Here is a 19,482-nt window from a genome sequence, read left to right as displayed (position 1 = left end):
TTGACAATGAACAGAAAGAATAAGTGAGTCCAAAGCGTGAACCCACAAACTTTACCGCCAGCCTCGGATAAGGCTGTAACGCCAAATCCCATGTTGGCGGATTTGCAGGATATTATTCTCCCCGATCCTATTGGTGCTTGGCCATGGGCCGTAGGCTATTGGTTAGTACTTGCTATCCTGCTGGTGCTAATCATCAGCGCGATCCTTTGGCTTAAAAAACGCGCCGCTTACTTAGCGCCGAAAAAAGCCGCCCAAGGTTTGTTTGCAGTACTTGACCCCAATTCAAGCCAGTACGCCTCGGAAGTCAATCAGCTATTAAAACGAACTGCACTGAGTTACTTACCAAGAGAAGAAATAGCGAAACTCGATGGCCCCGCTTGGGCAACTTGGTTAGATAGCCATTTGCCCGCAAAACAGCGTGGCCGCATTGGGCCCTTATTGGGAAAGCGTCATCAGGCTAAACCACTAAGCGCTGACGAGGCCCGTGAGTTACAGGCCCTCGCCCGCAGCTGGTTTGCCTCAAAAGCCAAATTAAGCGCGCCGATAATGCACGCGGCTACAAACCCAAACCCGGCTACGTCAGCAGCATTAACACCGGCTCCTGCAAAGCCTGCGGAGGAGCAATGTTAACTTTCGCTTGGCCTTTTGCATTGATTTTACTGCCTTTACCTTTTATTTTTTGGCGTCGCCAATCAGTACATGCCGAAGGTGCGCGCCTGCAACTGCCCGGTATTAGTCAAACGGGCAAGGCCAATATCACTAGCCACAACCGCCAAAGCCGTAAACGCTATTGGTTAATGTGGTGCTTGTTAGTGCTTGCTATCGCCCGTCCACAATGGCTTGGTGATCCAATTGAGCTCCCTAGCCAAGGTCGCGATCTCATGCTGGCGGTGGATTTATCCGGCAGTATGCAGATTGAAGATATGGTGATCGACGGCAAAGTGGTCGACCGTTTTACCCTCATCCAACACGTGGTCAGTGAGTTTATTGAACGCCGCAAAGGCGATCGTATCGGTTTGATTCTATTTGCCGATCACGCCTATTTACAGGCACCACTGACTCAAGATAGACGTTCCGTTGCCCAGTTTTTAAAAGAGGCCCAAATCGGCCTCGTTGGTAAACAAACGGCGATCGGCGAATCGATTGCACTCGCGGTAAAACGTTTCGATAAAATGGATGAGAGTAACAGAGTATTGATTTTATTGACTGACGGTTCAAACAACGCCGGCAATATCGATCCTGAGCAAGCGGCCCAAATTGCCGCCAATCGTAAAGTGACGATTTATACCGTTGGCGTGGGCGCCGATGTCATGGAAAGACGCACCCTCTTTGGTCGTGAGCGCGTCAATCCGTCAATGGATTTGGATGAAAACCAACTGCAGCAGATTGCCGATGTCACCCACGGCCGCTATTTCCGCGCCCGCAATAGTCAGGAGTTAGAGCAGATTTATCAAGAAATCGATAAACTTGAACCCGTTAGCCGCGATCAACTCAGTTATCGCCCTCAAGCGGAGCTATTTTACTGGCCGCTCGCATTAGCACTTCTCACCAGTCTCTGGATTGCACTAGCGCAGTTACCGTTTTTTACTCGCGCTAAAACCCTTGTTTTATCAGCCACACCGCGGGGGAATGTCCGTTAATGAGCCTGCATTTTATTCGTCCTGAATGGTTACTCGCCCTATTGCCGTTAGGGATTATTTTATGGACGCTTTGGCGCCAGCATGCAACTAACAGTGCGTGGAATCGTTATATTGCGCCACATTTGGCAAAAATATTAGTCACAGAAGGTTCGCAAAAGTCCCGCAGGCCGCTGTATATCTTGGCCTTTTCTTGGTTTATCGCCGTGTTAGCGTTAGCGGGACCCGCCCTCAATAAACAATCTTTGCCCGTCTTCGCCGCGGAGCAAGGCCGAGTGCTGGTGATGGATATGTCCGTCTCCATGTTTGCCACCGATTTGGCACCTAACCGTTTAACCCAAGCCAAGTTTAGGGCGACGGATTTATTACGCGGCCTAAAAGAAGGGGAAACCGGGCTCATCGCCTTCGCCGGCGATGCCTTTACCATAAGCCCCTTAACCCGCGATACGGGCACACTACTCAATTTATTACCCACCTTAAGCCCTGAGATTATGCCCGTGCTAGGGTCAAACTTAGCCGCCGCATTAACCCAAGCCAAAAACCTGCTGGCACAGGGTGGACATCTTCGTGGCGATATTATTGTGATGACGGATGGCATCACGCCTAAACAATTCGATGAGGCCAACTCAGCCTTATCAGGCAGCCAATATCGCCTCGCGATTATGGGATTTGGTAGCCCCCAAGGCGCACCAATTCGCTTACCCGATGGTCAACTACAACGAGATAGCAGTAATGAGGTTGTCGTCGCGAAAACCGACTTTGGCTTGCTGCAAAAATTAGCCGATAACCATAATGGCACTATGATCCCCAATCGCACCGATGGTGAGGATCTTGTCCAACTTCAACATTGGTTAAGCGATAGTGGTGATGCCAAAGCCACGGATCTCGATGGTGAAACTTGGCAGGATCTCGGTCCTTACCTCGCCTTATTCTTACTCATTCCTGCCCTGCTGAGCTTTAAGCAAGGTATGCTCGCCAACTGGCTGTTGATGGGATTAACTGGTTTATTATTCGGCGCATTGCCACAAAACGCCCACGCCAGCGCCTGGGACTCGCTCTGGCACACTCAAGAGCAGCAAGCGATGCAGGCTTACCAAGCCGAGGACTATGCCAATGCCGCTCAAAAATTCGAGACGCCCCAATGGCAAGGCGCTGCGCAATATAAGGCAGGCAATTTCGAACAAGCGCTAAAAACCTTTGAGCAAGATAATTCAGCCAATGGGCTTTACAATCAAGGCAACGCGCTGATGCAAATGGGCAAACCCGATAAAGCTAAAGAACGGTACCAAGCAGCGCTCGACAAGCAACCCGATTTCCCACAGGCCAAGGCCAACCTTGAGTTAGCGGAAAAACTGCTGGATCAGCAACAATCCCAGCAAAATGCTGACAACCAAGATCAGCAGTCTCAGGGCGACCAAAACCAACAGGGACAGAACCAAAACGATCAGCAGCAAGGACAAAACCAGCAGCAAGATCAGCAATCCTCGCAAAACGACCAAGCTCAAGAGCAGTCTCAAGAGCAACAGTCCCAACAGCAAAATAATGCCGACCAAGCGGACGAAAAACCGTCGCAGGATCAAGACACCTCATCCGAGCAGCAGGATAATGCTGAGCCAGGCGCGCAGGATAAACAGCAAGATGCTGATAAAGCACAACGAGATCAGCAAGAAGCTAAAAATGAACAACAGCAGGCACAGCAAGAAGCCAATCAGCAAAATAGCGCCGATAACAATGCTGAAGATAATGCAGAAGAGCAAGCCAGCAACGAAGCCCAAATGCAGGCAAAGGTCGCGGATGATAAGTCCAACACGGAGCAAGAACAACAAGCCCTAGCGCAAAAAGCGGATAAAGAGAAACAGTCGCAGGCAGATAAAGACACTGAAACCGCCATCAGTGAAACACTAGAAGCCCCGCCCAGTAACAGTGAACCTTTGCCCGCTGAGATGCAGCGAGCCCTGCGAGGCGTGAGTGAAGATCCACAAGTATTGCTGCGAAACAAAATGCAACTCGAATATCAAAAACGCCGTCAAAATGGCCAAATATCAAGGGATAACGAACAGTGGTAATCAGACAATTTTTTATCCTCCTCATTCTTTGCATCGCGGTTATCAATCCCGCCTTTGCCCTGAGCAAACTCGAGGCGTCGGTCGATCGCAATCCAGTAATGGAGGGAGAGTATTTTGTGCTCAATGTCAGTGCCGACGATGAGGTCGACACAGGTAAACTCGACACCTCCATCCTGCTAAAGGATTTTATTGTGGGTCGCACCAGCGTGAGCCGCAGCACTCAGATCATGAACTTTGACGCGGTTAAAGAAACCCGCTGGCAAGTGCTGCTAGCGCCAAAGCAAAAGGGTCAACTGACCATTCCATCCTTTAGTATTGATGGCGTCAGCTCCGCCGAAATTCCCCTCAAAGTAGTCCAAGCCGGTGCGCAACCTGAGCAGGCTAAGAATCTGTTTATCGATGCTAAGGTATCGAGTGATGAGGCCTACGTCGGCCAGCTTATCACCTATAAAGTGAAGCTCTACCTTGCGGTCGAACTGCAACGCGGTGTGCTTAATGCTCCCGTTATCGAAGGCGCGCAGATTAAGCAAATTGGCGAAGATAAAGACGGCTCGGAGATCATCGATGGCCGTCGTTACCGCGTCATTGAGCGCACCTATGGCATCATTCCCGATTTGCCCGGCCAAGTGAACATTAAAGGCGCCACCTTTTCTGGTGATGTATTAGTAGAATCACAACGCCGCGGCGGCATGTTTGGCTTTAATGAAAGCCGTCCTATGCAAGCAGGTGCGCCGTCCTTAAGCATTCAAGTAAATCCGGCCCCAGCAAGCTTCCTTGGGCAATGGCTTGTAGCTGACTTGGTGGTATTAAAAGAGAGTTTTCCTGAGGATGTAAAAGAGTTTACTGTTGGTAGTCCCATTACCCGCACAATCACCCTGTTGGCATCCAATGCCGATGAAAATAGTCTGCCGGATATTGTGCAAGGGCTGCCGCCAGAGCTCAAATCCTATCCCGAAAAACCCCAGCGCCAGAGCTTTGTGCGTGACGCGCAGATAGTGTCCCAATACAGTATTACCTCAGCGATTGTGCCCAGTAAAGCAGGCACTTTTACCTTACCTGAAGTGAAAGTACCTTGGTGGAATCCACATCTTAAACGCCAAGAAATCGCGACCCTGCCCGCTCGCACTATTGAAGTAAAAGGTGGCGCCATTATCGATACACCCGTCGAACCCAACTGGCAGGCAAACACCAGCACCCGCAATGAAGGCAGTTGGAGCGCCAATCTGTTTGCCCTGCTATGGCTAGTAACATTGATTGCATGGGGCGTGACCTTGGTTGCTTGGCGCCGTGCACTTAAGCGCCAAGCACCTGTTAACACTCAGGTTCAACCTCAACCACTCGTCCTTGGCAATGGTCTTAAAGGCTTGGAGCAGGCCTGCGCTAGAGGTCATGTCAGCGATATTTTGCAGCAATTACAGCAATACTTTAGTGAGCAGGCCGCTCGCCCTATGACGCTCGATAAAATTGCCGCGCAATCGAATGAATTAGCAGAGGCTATTCGCCAATTACAAGCATTGGCCTACGGCGGAAAAGCCAATAGCGGTACACAACTGGCTGACGCGGTAAAAGCATTGTTAAGCGCGGTAAAAAGCGGCAATCTAAAAACCATGGTGCAGCCATCTACGCCATTACGGCCGCTAAATCCAAACGGCTAATCCTAAACAGCGCGACGGCTTACTCGAATGAATAAGGTGTAATATTTTGAATCGTAAAATAAAAAGAAAAAATCAAAAAAATGTTTACTAACTGGCGAAAGAAATCCGTTGAGCCTGCGGTCTCTTCTGACATGCTGAGTAAACAACGACGATATAACAGCCTAGTCAAGGCGCTGCACGCCGATATTTTCCGTTATGCCTTTTGGTTGTGCGGTGATAAGCCGGTTGCTGAAGATATAACCCAAGAAACCTTCTTGCGGGCGTGGCGCTCTTTAGATTCCCTTCAGGATGATAAAGCGGCGAAGGCTTGGCTGATCACGATTTTAAGACGTGAAAATGCCCGTCGTTTCGAGCGCAAACAATTTGATTACGCCGATGTCGAGCAAGACAGCTTAGAAGATCACCTAGCCTCCAGCACTGAAGAGCAAACCGAGCAGTACTGGTTGAGAAGGCAAATCGCTAAGTTGGATATCGAATATCGAGAGCCATTACTACTGCAATTGATTGGTGGTTTTAGTGGGGATGAAATCGCCGAACTGTTGGAACTGAATCGTAACACAGTAATGACGCGCTTATTTCGGGCGAGGAACCAATTGAAAGAATTACTTGAGAAAACAGAGGTAAGAGGTCAATCCAATGGATGAGCTTAAATTTAGACGTCAAGCTTATGAAGATCCTCATAATCAAGACCCAGAGTTTCTTGAGCAAATGCGTGCCAAACCTGAGCATCAGGCCCTTGTTTCTGAGCTTAAACGCTTCGATGCTAAACTCAACCAAGCCTTAAAAGTGGAAGTACCGGAAGACTTAGCCGATAAACTCATCCTACGCCAACAACTACAACAACACCACAAACAGCGCCGTCAAACGGGTTTTTTAGTGGCGATGGCTGCCTCTATAGCCTTTATCGTGGGCATCAGTTTTAGCCTGCTACGTTTAGGTCCGGTGGATTTAGCTGAGCATGCATTAGCCCATGTCTACCATGAAGGAGTGGCGTTGCAGGTTGATCAGAATGTCAATTTCAGCCAAGTGAATGCGCAGCTTGCCTCGATGAAAAACCTTCAAAATGCAAAATTTATCGAACAACCAGGCAAAGTTTACTACACCTCTTACTGTGATTTTCAAGGTGTTAAGAGTCTGCATTTAGTTTTACAAGCAGAAAAAGGCAAAGTCACACTGTTTATTGTGCCGATTGAAAAACGCATGGTGCTGGATAACACCTTTGCCGATGGCAAATATAAAGGAATGGGATTTGAAACCCGCGATGCTTATATTTTGCTTGTGGGTGAGGATCAAGCAGACCTTAGCTTTGTAAAAGACGAAATCAACAACACCTTTATCTAACCAACTAATATATAAACCTTTCTTAAATCCACCTCCGATATTTTTTCACGTTCGGAGGTCGGATTTCGATCACATCTCCATCTACTAATGGGCTCTTGCTCAAACATCTGGTAGCATGCTTGCCACTTTAAATAATAACAAGATGGGATAAAAACAATATGACGATTGAAACCCCAATTTTAATCACATTTGTTGGCTATTTAGTATTGATGATGGGCATCGGATTTTGGGCTTACCGTGCTACCGATACTGTGGATGATTATATTTTAGGTGGCCGCAAAATGGGCCCCGCCGTAACCGCACTCAGCGTTGGCGCCTCCGATATGTCAGGTTGGTTACTGTTAGGCTTACCCGGCGCGGTATATTTAGGTGGTTTAGGTGAAGCGTGGATTGGTATTGGCTTAGTGATAGGTGCTTGGCTAAACTGGTTATTTGTAGCAAAACGCTTACGCATTTATACCCAATTAGCAGATAACGCCCTCACTCTACCTGACTTTTTCGAGAAACGCTTTCACGATAAACAGGGCTATCTCAAGCTGGTTTCAGCGATCACGATTCTAGTGTTTTTTACCTTCTATGCCTCCTCTGGCATGGTGGGCGGCGCCATTCTATTTGAAAAGGTCTTTGGCTTAGATTACAACGTAGCCTTGGTAATAGGCTCAGCCATTATCGTAGGTTATACCTTTATTGGCGGTTTTTTTGCCGTGAGTTGGACCGACTTCTTTCAGGGCAGTTTAATGTTGATTGCCCTGCTGATCATCCCGTTTGCGGTATTTTCTCATCCCGAGAGTCATGCAGGCATTGAATCTATCGATCCTGCCATGCTGGCATTAATCAGCGATAAAACTACCGTGATTGGTTTGTTATCACTCTTGGCTTGGGGACTAGGTTATTTTGGTCAGCCACATATTTTGTCGCGCTTTATGGCGATCGGTAGTGCCGATGCGCTGCCTGTGTCACGCCGTATTGCTATGAGCTGGATGATTTTATCCCTGCTCGGTGCACTAGCGACAGGCTTGGCGGGATCATTGTATTTTGCCAATGAACCACTCGCAAATGCCGAAACTGTCTTCATTCACTTAGCTCAGGCGGCATTTAATCCTTGGATAGGAGGTTTACTGATTGCGGCCATTTTATCGGCCATTATGAGTACCATAGATTCTCAATTATTGGTGTGCTCGAGTGTGATTACCGAAGACTTTTACCGCAAATGGTTACGCCCTAAAGCAGATGACCGTGAACTTATGATGGTTGGTCGCATGGGCGTACTTGCAATTGCAGTGATTGCCGGTGTTATCGCCTTGAATCCTGAAAGTAGTGTATTAAACCTGGTGAGTTATGCATGGGCGGGATTTGGTGCAGCCTTCGGCCCAGTTGTGCTTTTGTCGCTGTTTTGGAAGCACTATAGCCGTAATGGCGCTATCGCAACGATTATCGTCGGTGCGTTAACCGTGGTGTTTTGGAAGCAACTTTCTGGCGGTATTTTTGACTTATATGAAATTTTGCCCGGATTTATGTTTGCCATTATCGCCGGTGTAATTGTGAGTAAACTCACTCGACCAAGCGATGAAATCACCGCCGAATTTGAGCAATTTAAGTCAGCGTTATAACCGCCGAATATCGCTTCTTCTTGTAAAAAGCGTACAAGTGTACGCTTTTTACAATTTGTATAATTTTATTAACCTTCGCCTCATTACAAAGTATTAACCTCAATTAAAACCACCTCACCAATTAAAAGCCATAGATACCAAGCATCTGGCCAGACCATTCGTTCAAGCTAAAGTACAACTCAGTTTTAATTAACTGAAATTTAACAAATTTCAAATCTGGTCGGACTTGTTGAGATTACACACAATCCCTAACATGCCGAAGACTATAAAAGGATTTGCGCGTTGTTCTGGTAACTAGGACCGAACAAAATCCAATATCAAAATAATGAGAGAATAATAATGAAATCATTCAACAAGACGTTGCTTGCTGTTGCTGTTGCATTGGCGAGCTCACAGACTTTCGCTTCGGGTTTCCAATTAAACAGTCAATCGGCCACGGGTATGGGTCGTGCTTTTGCAGGTGATGCTGTTATTGCTGACAACGCTTCCGTGTTATCGCGTAACCCCGCAGCGATGGCATTATTTGATAAAGATGCGATCTCTTTCGGCTTAACCTATGCCGATATTACTGTTGACGTTAAAGACGTTAACTTTGCCGGTGGCGCCGTTGACTTAGGCAGCATCGACGATGCGGGTAGCTCTAAAGTTATCCCAAACATTTTCTACATCCACCCTATCGACGATAAATTCGCCGTGGGTTTTGCCGCATTCTCTAACTTTGGTACAGGTACTGACGCAAGCTCTTTGTCTAAAAACAAGCCTGCTGCGCCTTTCGACCTGCTTGGTGAAACAGAAGTAACAACGGTCAACTTTAACGCCAGCGTGTCTTACCGCATCAACGATATGTTCAGCATAGGTGCGGGTGTAGATGCCGTCTATGGTGAAGGTCGTTTAACCCGTAACGCGGGCGCAACACCTCTGGTTGACGTAGACGCAGACGGCTGGGCATTTGGTGGTATCGTGGGTGCCACAGTTGAGTTAGATAAGGATAACCGCTTCGGTATCAGCTACCGTTTCAGCCCAACGGTCAATGTTGAAGGGGATATCAACACCATCACCTCAACAACAATACCTGGTGTGGGTACGGTTCCTGTTACGACCAGTTTTGATAGTTTAGATGTACCGCTAGCAGATATTTTCCAAGTTGCGGGCTTCCATCAGATTACACCTAAGTTTGCACTGCACTATACCGCGCAATACAGTAAGTGGGGCAACTTTGATCAAATCACAGCTAAAGACGGTACAGCAACAATTGCAGCTGTAGGCGCCACTAAAAGCGTAGGTGATATCGCCCTTAAAGAATACCAATGGAAAGATTCATGGTTATTCAGCTTAGGTGGTACTTACACCATCAACGAACAATTCACCGTTCGTGCGGGTTATATGCATGACCAAGGCGTTGTAGATGAGATTAGTTCGATTTCATTCCCAGACTCTGACCGTAACTGGTACACAGCAGGTATGAGCTACCACATCAATCCACAAAACACCCTTGACTTTGGTATTGCCTTTATTAAGGGTGAAGAAGTTCACCTGATTGAAAACAGCGCAATCACAGGCCCTGTGAACGCAGTAACAGAATCAAGCGGTATGTACTACTCAGTACAGTACAGCTACCAGTTCTAAGCTGTTTCGAACACAAAAAAGCCGCATTTTTGCGGCTTTTTTGTATCTTGCGTATTTATTGCCTAAAGTTAATCCATATTCCTCTCACTCTATAACCCTTATGGCAAAAGTCATTGGACTTGGTGGTATTTTCTTCAAAAGTACCGATCCCGTTGCCTTAGCAACCTGGTATAAAACTCACCTTGAGATCCCTATTGAAAACTGGGGAGGCGCGGCGTTCTATCATAGTGATAAATCCATCCCGAGTTACCATGTATGGACACCGTTTGACGATAACACGACCTATTTTGCCCCCACGAATAAAAGCTTTATGGTGAACTTTATCGTGGACGATCTTGAGCAAGCCCTACTTCAAGTCACGCAGGGTGGCGGCGAGCAAATCGGCGATATTGAAGACTCTGAATTCGGCCGTTTCGGCTGGTTTATTGACCCCGATGGTAATAAAGTCGAATTGTGGCAACCTAGTGCAATCCCACCCATGAGCTAACAGATTAACTTACAAGCCACTTTTGCGACAGCATGACGCTAATCCTGAATAACACCTGAGCATTTAGTATAAAGTTGAATGTGTTAGGCATTTGCCTATGCACAAAGCTAGCTAATTGAAGTAAGGTATCTGAAGGAATTCTATCAAGAGAGTCTGTTATGCAACGCAATTATCTACTTCCCGCCATCGTGCTCGGTGGTTTTTTATGTGCTGGCATGGTTTATGTTGGACAAAGCGCCAGCTCAGCGCTACTAGAAATGAAAGCACTAGAACGCACAGTCACCGTAAAAGGTCTTGCAGAAAAAGAAGTCAAAGCCAACATCGCTATCTGGCCGATTAACTTTACTGAGGTCGACAACAACCTCCCTAAACTTTATGAAACTGTTCAGCAAAAAACCGACAGAGTCGTCGCCTTCCTTAAAGAAAGTGGATTTAGCGACAGTGAGATTACGGTGTCATTGCCATCCATTGAAGATCGTCAAGCCCAAGGCTATGTCGACCCCAATGTCAGGTATCGTTACTCGGCTAAGATTAATCTCTCTGTCTATACCTCACAAATTGATCTCATGCTAAGCACCCGTAAGCAAATGATAAACTTAGTTAAAGAAGGCATTGCTATCGCCAGCCAAGACTATGAAAACCGCACTGAGTTTTTATTTACGGCGCTCAATGATGTCAAACCGACCATGGTGCAGGAAGCAACGCAAAATGCGCGGGAAGTGGCTGAAAAGTTTGCTAAGGACTCACAATCGCGTCTGGGTAAGATTAAGAGTGCCAGCCAAGGCCAGTTCACGATTTCCGATCGTGACAGCAGCACGCCTTATATAAAACAAATTCGCATTGTTTCTACGCTGACCTATTATTTAAACGACTGATATTTAAGCCGCTCTGATTGCGGCTTAAAAATGATGACGATGGCGATTGATGTAAGGGAAAACGCATTCGCCTTTCCCCTATATTAGTGAAACCGATTACATTAAATTTTTCTAATAAATATTGATTGCCTATTGAAACCAACTCCATTAGAATTTACTCATGAATTACTTTTGGGATGATTTGTTATGGCAGCAATATCACGAACTCTGTTCACATTATTAGCATTTTCTACCTTCACGACGCAGGCATCTTCTTTAGAAACTCTCGAAGTGATGAGCAAACCCTACGCGAATTGGGTGACTTTAGATGCCAATATTGAGGCGGTAAAAGCTGCCACGGTATCAGCGCAAACCTCAGGGCGTATCGTCAAACTCAACTACGATGTCAATGATGTGGTACCAGAAGGCGCAGCCTTACTCGAGATAACTAGTAAAGAGCAAGGCGCTGAACTCGCAAGCTATGAAGCCGATCTCGCCAAAGCCACCGCACTAAATGTGGAGGCGCAGGCACAATATAAACGCTACAAAGAACTCTTTCCCCAAGGCGCGATTTCAAAAGGCGCTATGGATGAAGCAACCGCCAATGCTAAAGCTGCCGAACAAGCCGTGAGTGCGGCTAAGGCGCGGGTTATCAAGGCGACTGAGTCTCTCAAATATACTGTGGTATCGGCCCCATTTAGCGGGATTGTTACCGAGCGTTTAGTCGAATTAGGTGAAACCGTGATTGTCGGTCAGCCGCTACTCTCTGGATTTTCACCAAGCCAAATGCGCGCTATCACCCAAGTGCCACAACGCTATATTCAACAGCTAAAAAGCGCCCCAGAATTTTTAGTACGCTTAAATGATGGTCGTGAAATCCTCTCTAAGGACCTCACCATCTTTAGCTTTGCCGATCCCGTGAGCCATAGCTATCAAGTGCGGATTAACCTGCCAAAGGATGAACCTAACCTGCAACCCGGAACTTGGGCCAAGGCGCTGTTTAAAAATGGCGAGCGAGAAAAAATCCAGCTACCGATCTCAGCGCTAATCACTATGAATGAACTCAGTAGCGTTTACCTGAAAAAAGGCGAGCAATTTGTACTCACTCAGGTACGAGTATCAGAACCTGTCAATGGTGAAGTGGAAATACTCGCAGGACTTAAATCCGGAGATATTGTCGCCATGGATGCTTACCAAGTGTTGCTTGAGCAAAAGCAATAAATTCCCTAGCGATATCAATTTGATGAGGTTGTTGAATGAAACACGCTACTGAATCTTCGACGTCACTTGGCATTTCTGGTCGAATTGCGGCCGCCTTCCAAAACAGTGCCATCACACCGCTGCTGGCACTTTTAGGCTTATTGCTCGGCTTATTTGCGATTTTAGTGACCCCAAAGGAAGAAGAACCACAGATTGACGTTACCTTTGCCGATGTCTTTATCCCCTTTCCTGGCGCCACTCCGGCCGAAGTTGAAAACTTAGTCACCCTGCCAGCCGAGCAAGTGATATCTGAAATCAAAGGGATAGACACGCTCTATTCTTTCTCCCAACCCGATGGCGCCATGATCATTGTGATCTTTAAAGTCGGCGTTACCCGCAATGATGCCATAGTGAGTCTCTACAACCAGATTTATTCCAATATGGATAAACTGCCGCAGGGCGCGGGTGTTGGCGAACCATTGATTAAACCACGCGGTATCGATGATGTGCCTATTGTCAGCCTAACACTCTGGTCCAAGGACAAACAGGTCTCGGCCGAACAATTGACCCATGTTGCGCAAGGGTTAGAAACCGAAATCAAGCGTATCCCTGGCACGCGGGAGATATACACCGTCGGCCAACATGAGATAGTGGCCAATGTACGCATCGATCCCGCCAAAATGAATAGCTTTAATCTTACCTACGACAAGTTGAGACAAAGCCTAAATGACAATAATCACATCTCGATGCCTGCGTCTTTAGTACAAGGTAATCAAGAGATTAAGGTTCAGGCTGGGCAATTTTTACAAACAATAGACGATGTAAAACAGCTCGTTGTGAGTATTTCGCAGGATAAAAACGGCAAGCCTACCCCTGTTTATTTGGCCGATATCGCCGACATCAGTTTAAAGAGTGATATTCCCACTCAAAGCGTTTGGCACAGTGACAAGACAGATATTTACCCTGCGGTGACGATTGCCATAGGTAAACAACCGGGGCAAAACGCTGTCGATATCGCCGATGCAACGCTTGCTCGCATTGCTAAGGTCAAGAATGTATTGATCCCCAGCAATGTCGAAGTGACTGTTTCGCGCAACTATGGTGAGACGGCGGCGGATAAATCTAACACCCTTATTCTTAAGCTGATTTTTGCCACCAGCGCCGTTGTCGTATTGGTATTTTTAACCATGGGCGCCCGCGAGTCCTTAGTGGTCGGTGTCGCCATTATTATCACCTTGGCGATCACTCTATTCGCCTCATGGGCGTGGGGATTTACCCTCAACCGAGTGTCACTCTTCGCGCTGATTTTCTCCATCGGGATCTTGGTCGACGATGCCATTGTGGTAGTGGAAAACATTCACAGGCATATGGCGCTGGGTAAAAAATCCTTTAGTGAACTCATCCCCGTTGCGGTGGATGAAGTCGGCGGCCCGACGATTCTCGCCACCTTTACGGTTATCGCCGCCCTGCTGCCCATGGCATTTGTGTCAGGATTAATGGGCCCATACATGAGCCCGATTCCCATCAACGCCAGTATGGGCATGCTGATCTCCCTTGTGGTTGCCTTTGTGGTCACGCCCTGGCTAAGCCGTAAGCTGCTCAAACACCATAGTGGCCCAGCGACCGAAACTGTCCACAGCGACGATGCCGCGATAAATGAAAGTAAAATGGTGCGCCTGTTTACCCGTCTAATTGGCCCCTTCCTATTAGGTAAAGGCGCCCGTAAAGCACGGATTGGACTCGCTGCGGGTGTATTTGTATTGATCGGTATCGCCGTGGCCTTGCCCATAGGTCAGCTCGTGGTGTTAAAGATGCTGCCCTTCGATAATAAGTCAGAGTTCCAAGTGATGGTGGACATGCCAGAAGGCACACCAGTGGAACAAACCCAGCGCGTACTTCAGGATTTAAGTCGTTACCTTGCCACTGTGCCTGAGGTGGAACATTTGCAGCTGTATGCTGGCACCAATGCGCCAATGAACTTTAACGGCTTAGTGCGTCACTATTTCCTGCGTAATAGCCAAGAACTAGGCGATATTCAGGTCAATTTAGTCGATAAAAAGCATCGCAAACGCGATAGCCATAGCATTGCACTCTCAGTGAGAGAGGAACTACAGCAAATTGGTGCGCCATATCAAGCCAATATAAAAGTGGTTGAAGTACCACCAGGCCCACCAGTCTGGTCGCCGATTGTGGCCGAAGTCTATGGCCCAAGCCCTACGATTCGTGAACAAGCAGCTTATGATCTGCAGTCACTGTTCCGTGAGACTCAAGATATTGTCGATATTGATATTTTCTTGCCCGCAGCACAGCAAAAATGGCAGGTGATGATCGACCGCTCGAAAGCTAGCCTGATGGCAGTGCCCTATAGCAATATCGTTGATTTAATTGCGACCTCAGTGGGCGGTAAGGATGTAAGCTACTTGCATATTGCTCAGCAAAAACACCCCGTGCCTATCCGCCTGCAACTGCAAGAAGGGGCGAAAATCGATTTAGAGCAAGTGCTAAACATGAAGTTACAAAGCCAAACTGGGCAATCCGTGCCCGTGTCTGAGCTGGTGACCATCAAGCGCGGTAAAATCGATGCCCCTATTATCCATAAGAATATGATCCCTATGGTGATGGTGGTTGCCGATATGGCAGGCCCGCTCGACAGTCCGCTCTATGGCATGTTCGACATGGCGGGCAAAATCGACGGCGATGGTGGCTTAGGTTTCGATCAGCATTATATCCACCAACCAACAGGCTTAGACTCTGTCGCCGTACTTTGGGACGGGGAATGGAAGATCACCTATGAAACTTTTAGAGATATGGGTATCGCCTATGCCGTGGGCATGATTGCAATTTACTTATTGGTCGTCGCCCAATTTAGATCCTATCTCGTGCCGCTTATCATTATGGCGCCCATCCCACTGACGGTGATTGGAGTGATGCCGGGCCATGCCCTGCTTGGTGCGCAATTTACCGCCACCTCGATGATTGGCATGATTGCCTTAGCGGGGATTATTGTCCGTAACTCGATATTATTAGTGGATTTTATCAATCAGGAAACCGCCTCAGGTGTACCCTTTGAGCGCGCAGTGATCCACTCGGGTGCGGTGCGAGCCAAACCGATTATGCTGACCGCTTTGGCGGCCATGATTGGCGCCCTGTTTATTTTGGATGATCCGATTTTCAATGGGCTTGCGATCAGTCTGATTTTCGGGATCTTTATCTCGACCTTACTGACCCTAATCGTGATCCCTGTGCTTTACTACGCGGCGATGAAAAATCGCATAAACTTAACTCAAACAGCCGATTAACCCACAATAGGCAGCCATCGCGCTGCCTCTAGGAGCAAGCTATGTCACTCGAACGCAGCATTATGGCCTTTGCCGGATTTATGGTGTTACTGTCTTTGGTATTAACCGCTTTTGTTCACCATAACTTTTTGTGGTTAACCGCCTTCGTAGGCGCTAACCTATTCCAAAGCGCTTTCACGGGTTTTTGCCCAGCGGCAATGGTATTACGCAAACTCGGCGTCAAATCCGAAGCTGAAATCGCTAAACAACGTTAATGCAGATTTGCAAAGGAGAAAGTCAGTGTTTAACAAGTTACTGTTTGGCAGTAAAAAATTACTTGGAGTAGCCCTATTGAGTCTTTTGTCACTCTCCATAGTACCTCATGCAGCAAATGCGGCAGATCAACAGCCTCAAGTAGCATGGGAGAAAATCGCTGCTGGGGCCATGGTGCTTGATGTTCGCACCCCTGAGGAATTTGCCGCGGGCCATTTAGCCAATGCGGTTAATATTCCCTTTGAGCAAGTCGCCGCAGAATTCGCTAAACGCGGTATCGCCAAAGATGCGCCAGTGGTGTTGTATTGCCGCAGCGGTCGACGCAGCAGTATCGCGACCGAAGCCTTAGTCGCGGCGGGTTACACTCAAACCTATAACGGTGGCGGTTATCAGACCTTAGCCGACGCTCAGCCTAAAACAGAGTAACTTGCTGTTTCGATTCACGATGGAAAAGCGCCTGTTGGCGCTTTTTTATATTTCTGCCGAGATTCATGTATCTCACCCACCACTCACTAGTCGATTATCCTGTTGCGCTCATGCATAAAAGCCAATAAATTGGCAAATGCCAAACCACCGACGCATTAACTCAATAAAATTGCATAATCAATCACTTGAATTAAACTCAACATCAAACGCTTAAAAATACTATATATTTCTCATCTTTTAATTCCAAAAAATTATAAATTTAAATTTCAACCACTTAAACAATCATCCTAACTCATTATTCGCTGTTAAAGCCGCTAGAATTCACTTTTACTTATTCACCTTTTCCACATAAATAAACATAAATAGTGCCAACACATTCGTTACAAGTTGTAACAACTGATTATTTATTCAATAAATCCGCTTATTACCTCAGGCAATTTTACCAACCGCCATACTATTAACATTTAATTTACAAATGCTTACACGAAAGATAAATTCACTAACTGAGTAGCATCTGAGTCGTAGTTATTCTTTAAAAGCACAAAATAATAATGATTAACTCTAAATTGAACATGGAAGAAAAACATGACAATCAATCGAACCACTAAGATAGCCCTGAGTTTATCCAGCTTAGCTATTGCAATTTCAGCAAGTGTTCATGCTGCCCCCGACGTACCGGGTTTCAACGCGGCGATGCAAGCACAGACCTCTCCTTTGCCTAAGCGCTATATCGTTAAATTTAAAAATGCCGATGCCCCCGCTCTGATGTCTGTCGATAGTGCTCAAGTCAGCGACCAATTACCCACCACCATGAACTACCAGCCTCAAGTGGCTGAAATTAGCGCCCAGCACAGTGTGCTGAACAAGGCGCAAGCCAAAGAAATGAAGCGTATTGGCCGCAGTAACAGCTACTCAGTTAAGCTGGATAACAATGGCATTAAGGCATTAAGAGCCCGCGCCGATGTGGAATATGTGGAAGAAGACATGCCACGCCGCTTTTTAAGTGAAACAACCCCTTGGGGGCAAACCTTTGTGGGTGCTACTCAATTAAGCGATAGCCAAGCGGGTAACCGCACCATCTGTATTATCGACTCAGGTTATGACCGTGGTCACAGCGACTTAAGCGGTAACAATGTCACAGGTACCAATAACTCCGGCACCGGTAATTGGTTTGAACCTGGCAATAACAATGCCCATGGTACTCACGTTGCTGGTACTATCGCGGCGATCGCCAACAACGACGGCGTGATTGGCGTGATGCCAAATCAAAATGCCAATATCCATGTGATTAAAGTATTTAATGAAGCTGGCTGGGGTTACTCATCTTCACTCGTATCCGCGGTCGATACCTGTGTTAATAATGGCGCCAATGTGGTCACCATGAGTTTAGGTGGCGCAGGCTCAAGCACAACCGAGCGCAATGCCTTAGCCGCCCACTACAATAACGGCGTACTCTTGATTGCCGCTGCGGGTAACGATGGTAACAATACCCATAGCTACCCCGCTTCGTACGATGCGGTAATGTCAGTAGCGTCTGTTGATAATCACAAAGACCACTCAGCCTTCTCGCAATACACCAACCAAGTCGAGATCTCGGGTCCTGGTGAAGCCATTCTCTCTACCGTTACACGCGGTGAAGGACGTTTAGCCGATATTACTATCGGTGGTCAGTCATACTTTAACTCCGGCGTTGTGCCACACAATCGCTTTACGCCATCAGGCACTAACTATGCGCCCAATCCATACAATGGCACGGCAACCGCAACCTTAGCCGAATGTACGGTTAGCGGCTCAACCTTCAACTGCGGCAATATGACCAACAAAGTCTGTCTAGTTGAGCGAGTGGGTAACCAAGGCACTTCTTATCCAGAAATCAATGCGGTAAAAGCCTGTAAGAATGCGGGCGCTAGCGCTGTTATCGTGTACAGTAACACCGCCTTACCTGGACTACAAAACCCCTTCTTGGTCGATGCTAACAGCGAAATCAACATGGTGTCAGTGTCTGTTGACCGTGCAACCGGTCTAGCACTGCGTAACCAGTTAGGTGCAACCGTTACCGTAAGCAACCAAGGTAATAAAGACTACGAGTACTACAACGGTACATCGATGGCGACTCCACATGTGTCAGGCGTAGCAACCTTAGTGTGGAGCTATCACCCAGAATGTAGCGCTGCTCAGGTGCGTAATGCACTCAAGCAAACGGCTGAAGACTTAGGCACAGCTGGCCGTGATGATTACTATGGTTATGGTCTGGTCAATGCCGTTGCAGCGAAAACCTTCTTAGATGCGTCCTGTAATGGTCCTACGGATCCGGTTGACCCTACACCAACTGACAGCGTGTTAGTGAACGGTGTGCCAAAAACAGGTCTAAGCGGCGCCGCCAGTGAAGAACTGCATTTCTCTTTTGAAGTACCACAGGGTGCAACTAACTTAGGCTTTGTGATGAACGGTGGCACGGGTGATGCGGATCTGTACGTACAGTACGGCGCAGCGCCAACGACCTCAAACTACGATTGCCGTCCATACAAAGGTGGTAACAGTGAATCTTGCCCAATCAGCAACGTTCAATCAGGTACTTACTACGCGATGGTGAAAGGCTATTCAGCCTTTAGCGGTGTATCGTTAACCGCAAGCTACACAGCCCAAAGCGGTGGTGGTACTCCTACCACGCCAGCAAGCTACACCAACACCGATAACTACAATATTCCTGATAACAAGACCGCAGGTATCACGAGCCCAATCACAGTGACTCGCACGGGTAACTCAGGCACAGTGACTGCCGTGGTGAATATTGTTCACCCTTATATTGGTGACTTAAAAGTGCAGCTCATCAGCCCAAGTGGTCAAACTTCAACATTGCACAATAGAACAGGTTCTGGCACTGACAATATCAACAAGAGCTACACAGTGGATATGACTGGCGTTGAGTCAAGCGGTGTGTGGAAACTTAAAGCGGTAGATAGCGGCCGTGGTGACGTAGGCTATATCGATAGCTGGGAATTGAAATTCCAATAATCACAGCGAATTAA

The 19,482-nt window shown here is 47.3% G+C and carries 15 protein-coding genes; all 15 read left to right on the top strand.

Annotated elements, in window-relative coordinates; all coding sequences use genetic code 11:
- The first annotated feature begins 36 nt into the window (after positions 1–36).
- The 15 genes from MMG82_RS12145 to MMG82_RS12075 all read left to right on the top strand — a co-directional run bounded on the left by MMG82_RS12145 (position 37) and on the right by MMG82_RS12075 (position 19,468).
- On the top strand, positions 37–630 hold the full coding sequence (locus tag MMG82_RS12145) for a DUF4381 domain-containing protein (RefSeq protein WP_099458379.1): 594 nt from the start codon (positions 37–39) through the stop codon (positions 628–630).
- Positions 624–1,640, top strand: a complete 1,017-nt coding sequence (locus tag MMG82_RS12140) for a VWA domain-containing protein (protein ID WP_240293244.1) — start codon at positions 624–626, stop codon at positions 1,638–1,640. The genes MMG82_RS12145 and MMG82_RS12140 overlap by 7 nt, the downstream gene beginning before the upstream one ends.
- Positions 1,640–3,703, top strand: coding sequence for a VWA domain-containing protein (locus tag MMG82_RS12135; protein WP_047535096.1), 2,064 nt, complete (start codon positions 1,640–1,642; stop codon positions 3,701–3,703). The genes MMG82_RS12140 and MMG82_RS12135 overlap by 1 nt, the downstream gene beginning before the upstream one ends.
- Positions 3,697–5,358 carry a BatD family protein gene (locus MMG82_RS12130; RefSeq protein ID WP_240293242.1) on the top strand — a complete coding sequence of 554 codons (1,662 nt, stop codon included), beginning with the start codon at positions 3,697–3,699 and terminating at the stop codon, positions 5,356–5,358. The genes MMG82_RS12135 and MMG82_RS12130 overlap by 7 nt, the downstream gene beginning before the upstream one ends.
- 80 nt (positions 5,359–5,438) lie before the next feature.
- Entirely contained in the window at positions 5,439–6,002 is a 564-nt protein-coding gene (locus tag MMG82_RS12125) for a sigma-70 family RNA polymerase sigma factor (RefSeq protein WP_240293241.1), read from the top strand.
- Complete coding sequence (locus MMG82_RS12120; RefSeq protein ID WP_037420207.1) at positions 5,995–6,699, top strand: DUF3379 domain-containing protein; 705 nt, start codon at positions 5,995–5,997, stop codon at positions 6,697–6,699. The genes MMG82_RS12125 and MMG82_RS12120 overlap by 8 nt, the downstream gene beginning before the upstream one ends.
- Before the next feature lie 158 nt (positions 6,700–6,857).
- The gene (gene putP / locus MMG82_RS12115; RefSeq protein ID WP_241406890.1) at positions 6,858–8,309 is read left to right on the top strand and encodes a sodium/proline symporter PutP; all 1,452 of its coding nucleotides are present in this window, start codon (positions 6,858–6,860) and stop codon (positions 8,307–8,309) included.
- Positions 8,310–8,648: 339 nt separating this feature from the next.
- Positions 8,649–9,935 carry an outer membrane protein transport protein gene (locus tag MMG82_RS12110; protein WP_055648746.1) on the top strand — a complete coding sequence of 429 codons (1,287 nt, stop codon included), beginning with the start codon at positions 8,649–8,651 and terminating at the stop codon, positions 9,933–9,935.
- Between the two features lie 100 nt (positions 9,936–10,035).
- Positions 10,036–10,422 carry a VOC family protein gene (locus tag MMG82_RS12105; RefSeq protein WP_037428235.1) on the top strand — a complete coding sequence of 129 codons (387 nt, stop codon included), beginning with the start codon at positions 10,036–10,038 and terminating at the stop codon, positions 10,420–10,422.
- Positions 10,423–10,580: 158 nt separating this feature from the next.
- A complete protein-coding gene (locus tag MMG82_RS12100; protein ID WP_037420219.1) occupies positions 10,581–11,297 on the top strand; it encodes an SIMPL domain-containing protein in 717 nt (238 codons plus the stop codon).
- A 186-nt stretch (positions 11,298–11,483) separates the two neighbouring features.
- Complete coding sequence (locus MMG82_RS12095) at positions 11,484–12,497, top strand: efflux RND transporter periplasmic adaptor subunit (protein WP_172589787.1); 1,014 nt, start codon at positions 11,484–11,486, stop codon at positions 12,495–12,497.
- 35 nt (positions 12,498–12,532) lie between these two features.
- Positions 12,533–15,775 carry an efflux RND transporter permease subunit gene (locus tag MMG82_RS12090; RefSeq protein WP_241406889.1) on the top strand — a complete coding sequence of 1,081 codons (3,243 nt, stop codon included), beginning with the start codon at positions 12,533–12,535 and terminating at the stop codon, positions 15,773–15,775.
- A 41-nt stretch (positions 15,776–15,816) separates the two neighbouring features.
- The gene (locus MMG82_RS12085; RefSeq protein WP_037420227.1) at positions 15,817–16,029 is read left to right on the top strand and encodes a DUF2892 domain-containing protein; all 213 of its coding nucleotides are present in this window, start codon (positions 15,817–15,819) and stop codon (positions 16,027–16,029) included.
- A gap of 25 nt (positions 16,030–16,054) precedes the next feature.
- On the top strand, positions 16,055–16,453 hold the full coding sequence (locus MMG82_RS12080; RefSeq protein ID WP_037428230.1) for a rhodanese-like domain-containing protein: 399 nt from the start codon (positions 16,055–16,057) through the stop codon (positions 16,451–16,453).
- 585 nt (positions 16,454–17,038) lie between these two features.
- On the top strand, positions 17,039–19,468 hold the full coding sequence (locus MMG82_RS12075; RefSeq protein ID WP_169547923.1) for a S8 family serine peptidase: 2,430 nt from the start codon (positions 17,039–17,041) through the stop codon (positions 19,466–19,468).
- Positions 19,469–19,482: the final 14 nt, after the last annotated feature.

Source organism: Shewanella sp. MM_2022_3 (genome assembly GCF_022557375.1).
GTDB classification, from domain to species: domain Bacteria; phylum Pseudomonadota; class Gammaproteobacteria; order Enterobacterales; family Shewanellaceae; genus Shewanella; species Shewanella xiamenensis.
The sequence above is the reverse complement of the archived record's forward strand: the minus strand, read 5'-3'. Positions and strand labels throughout refer to the sequence as shown.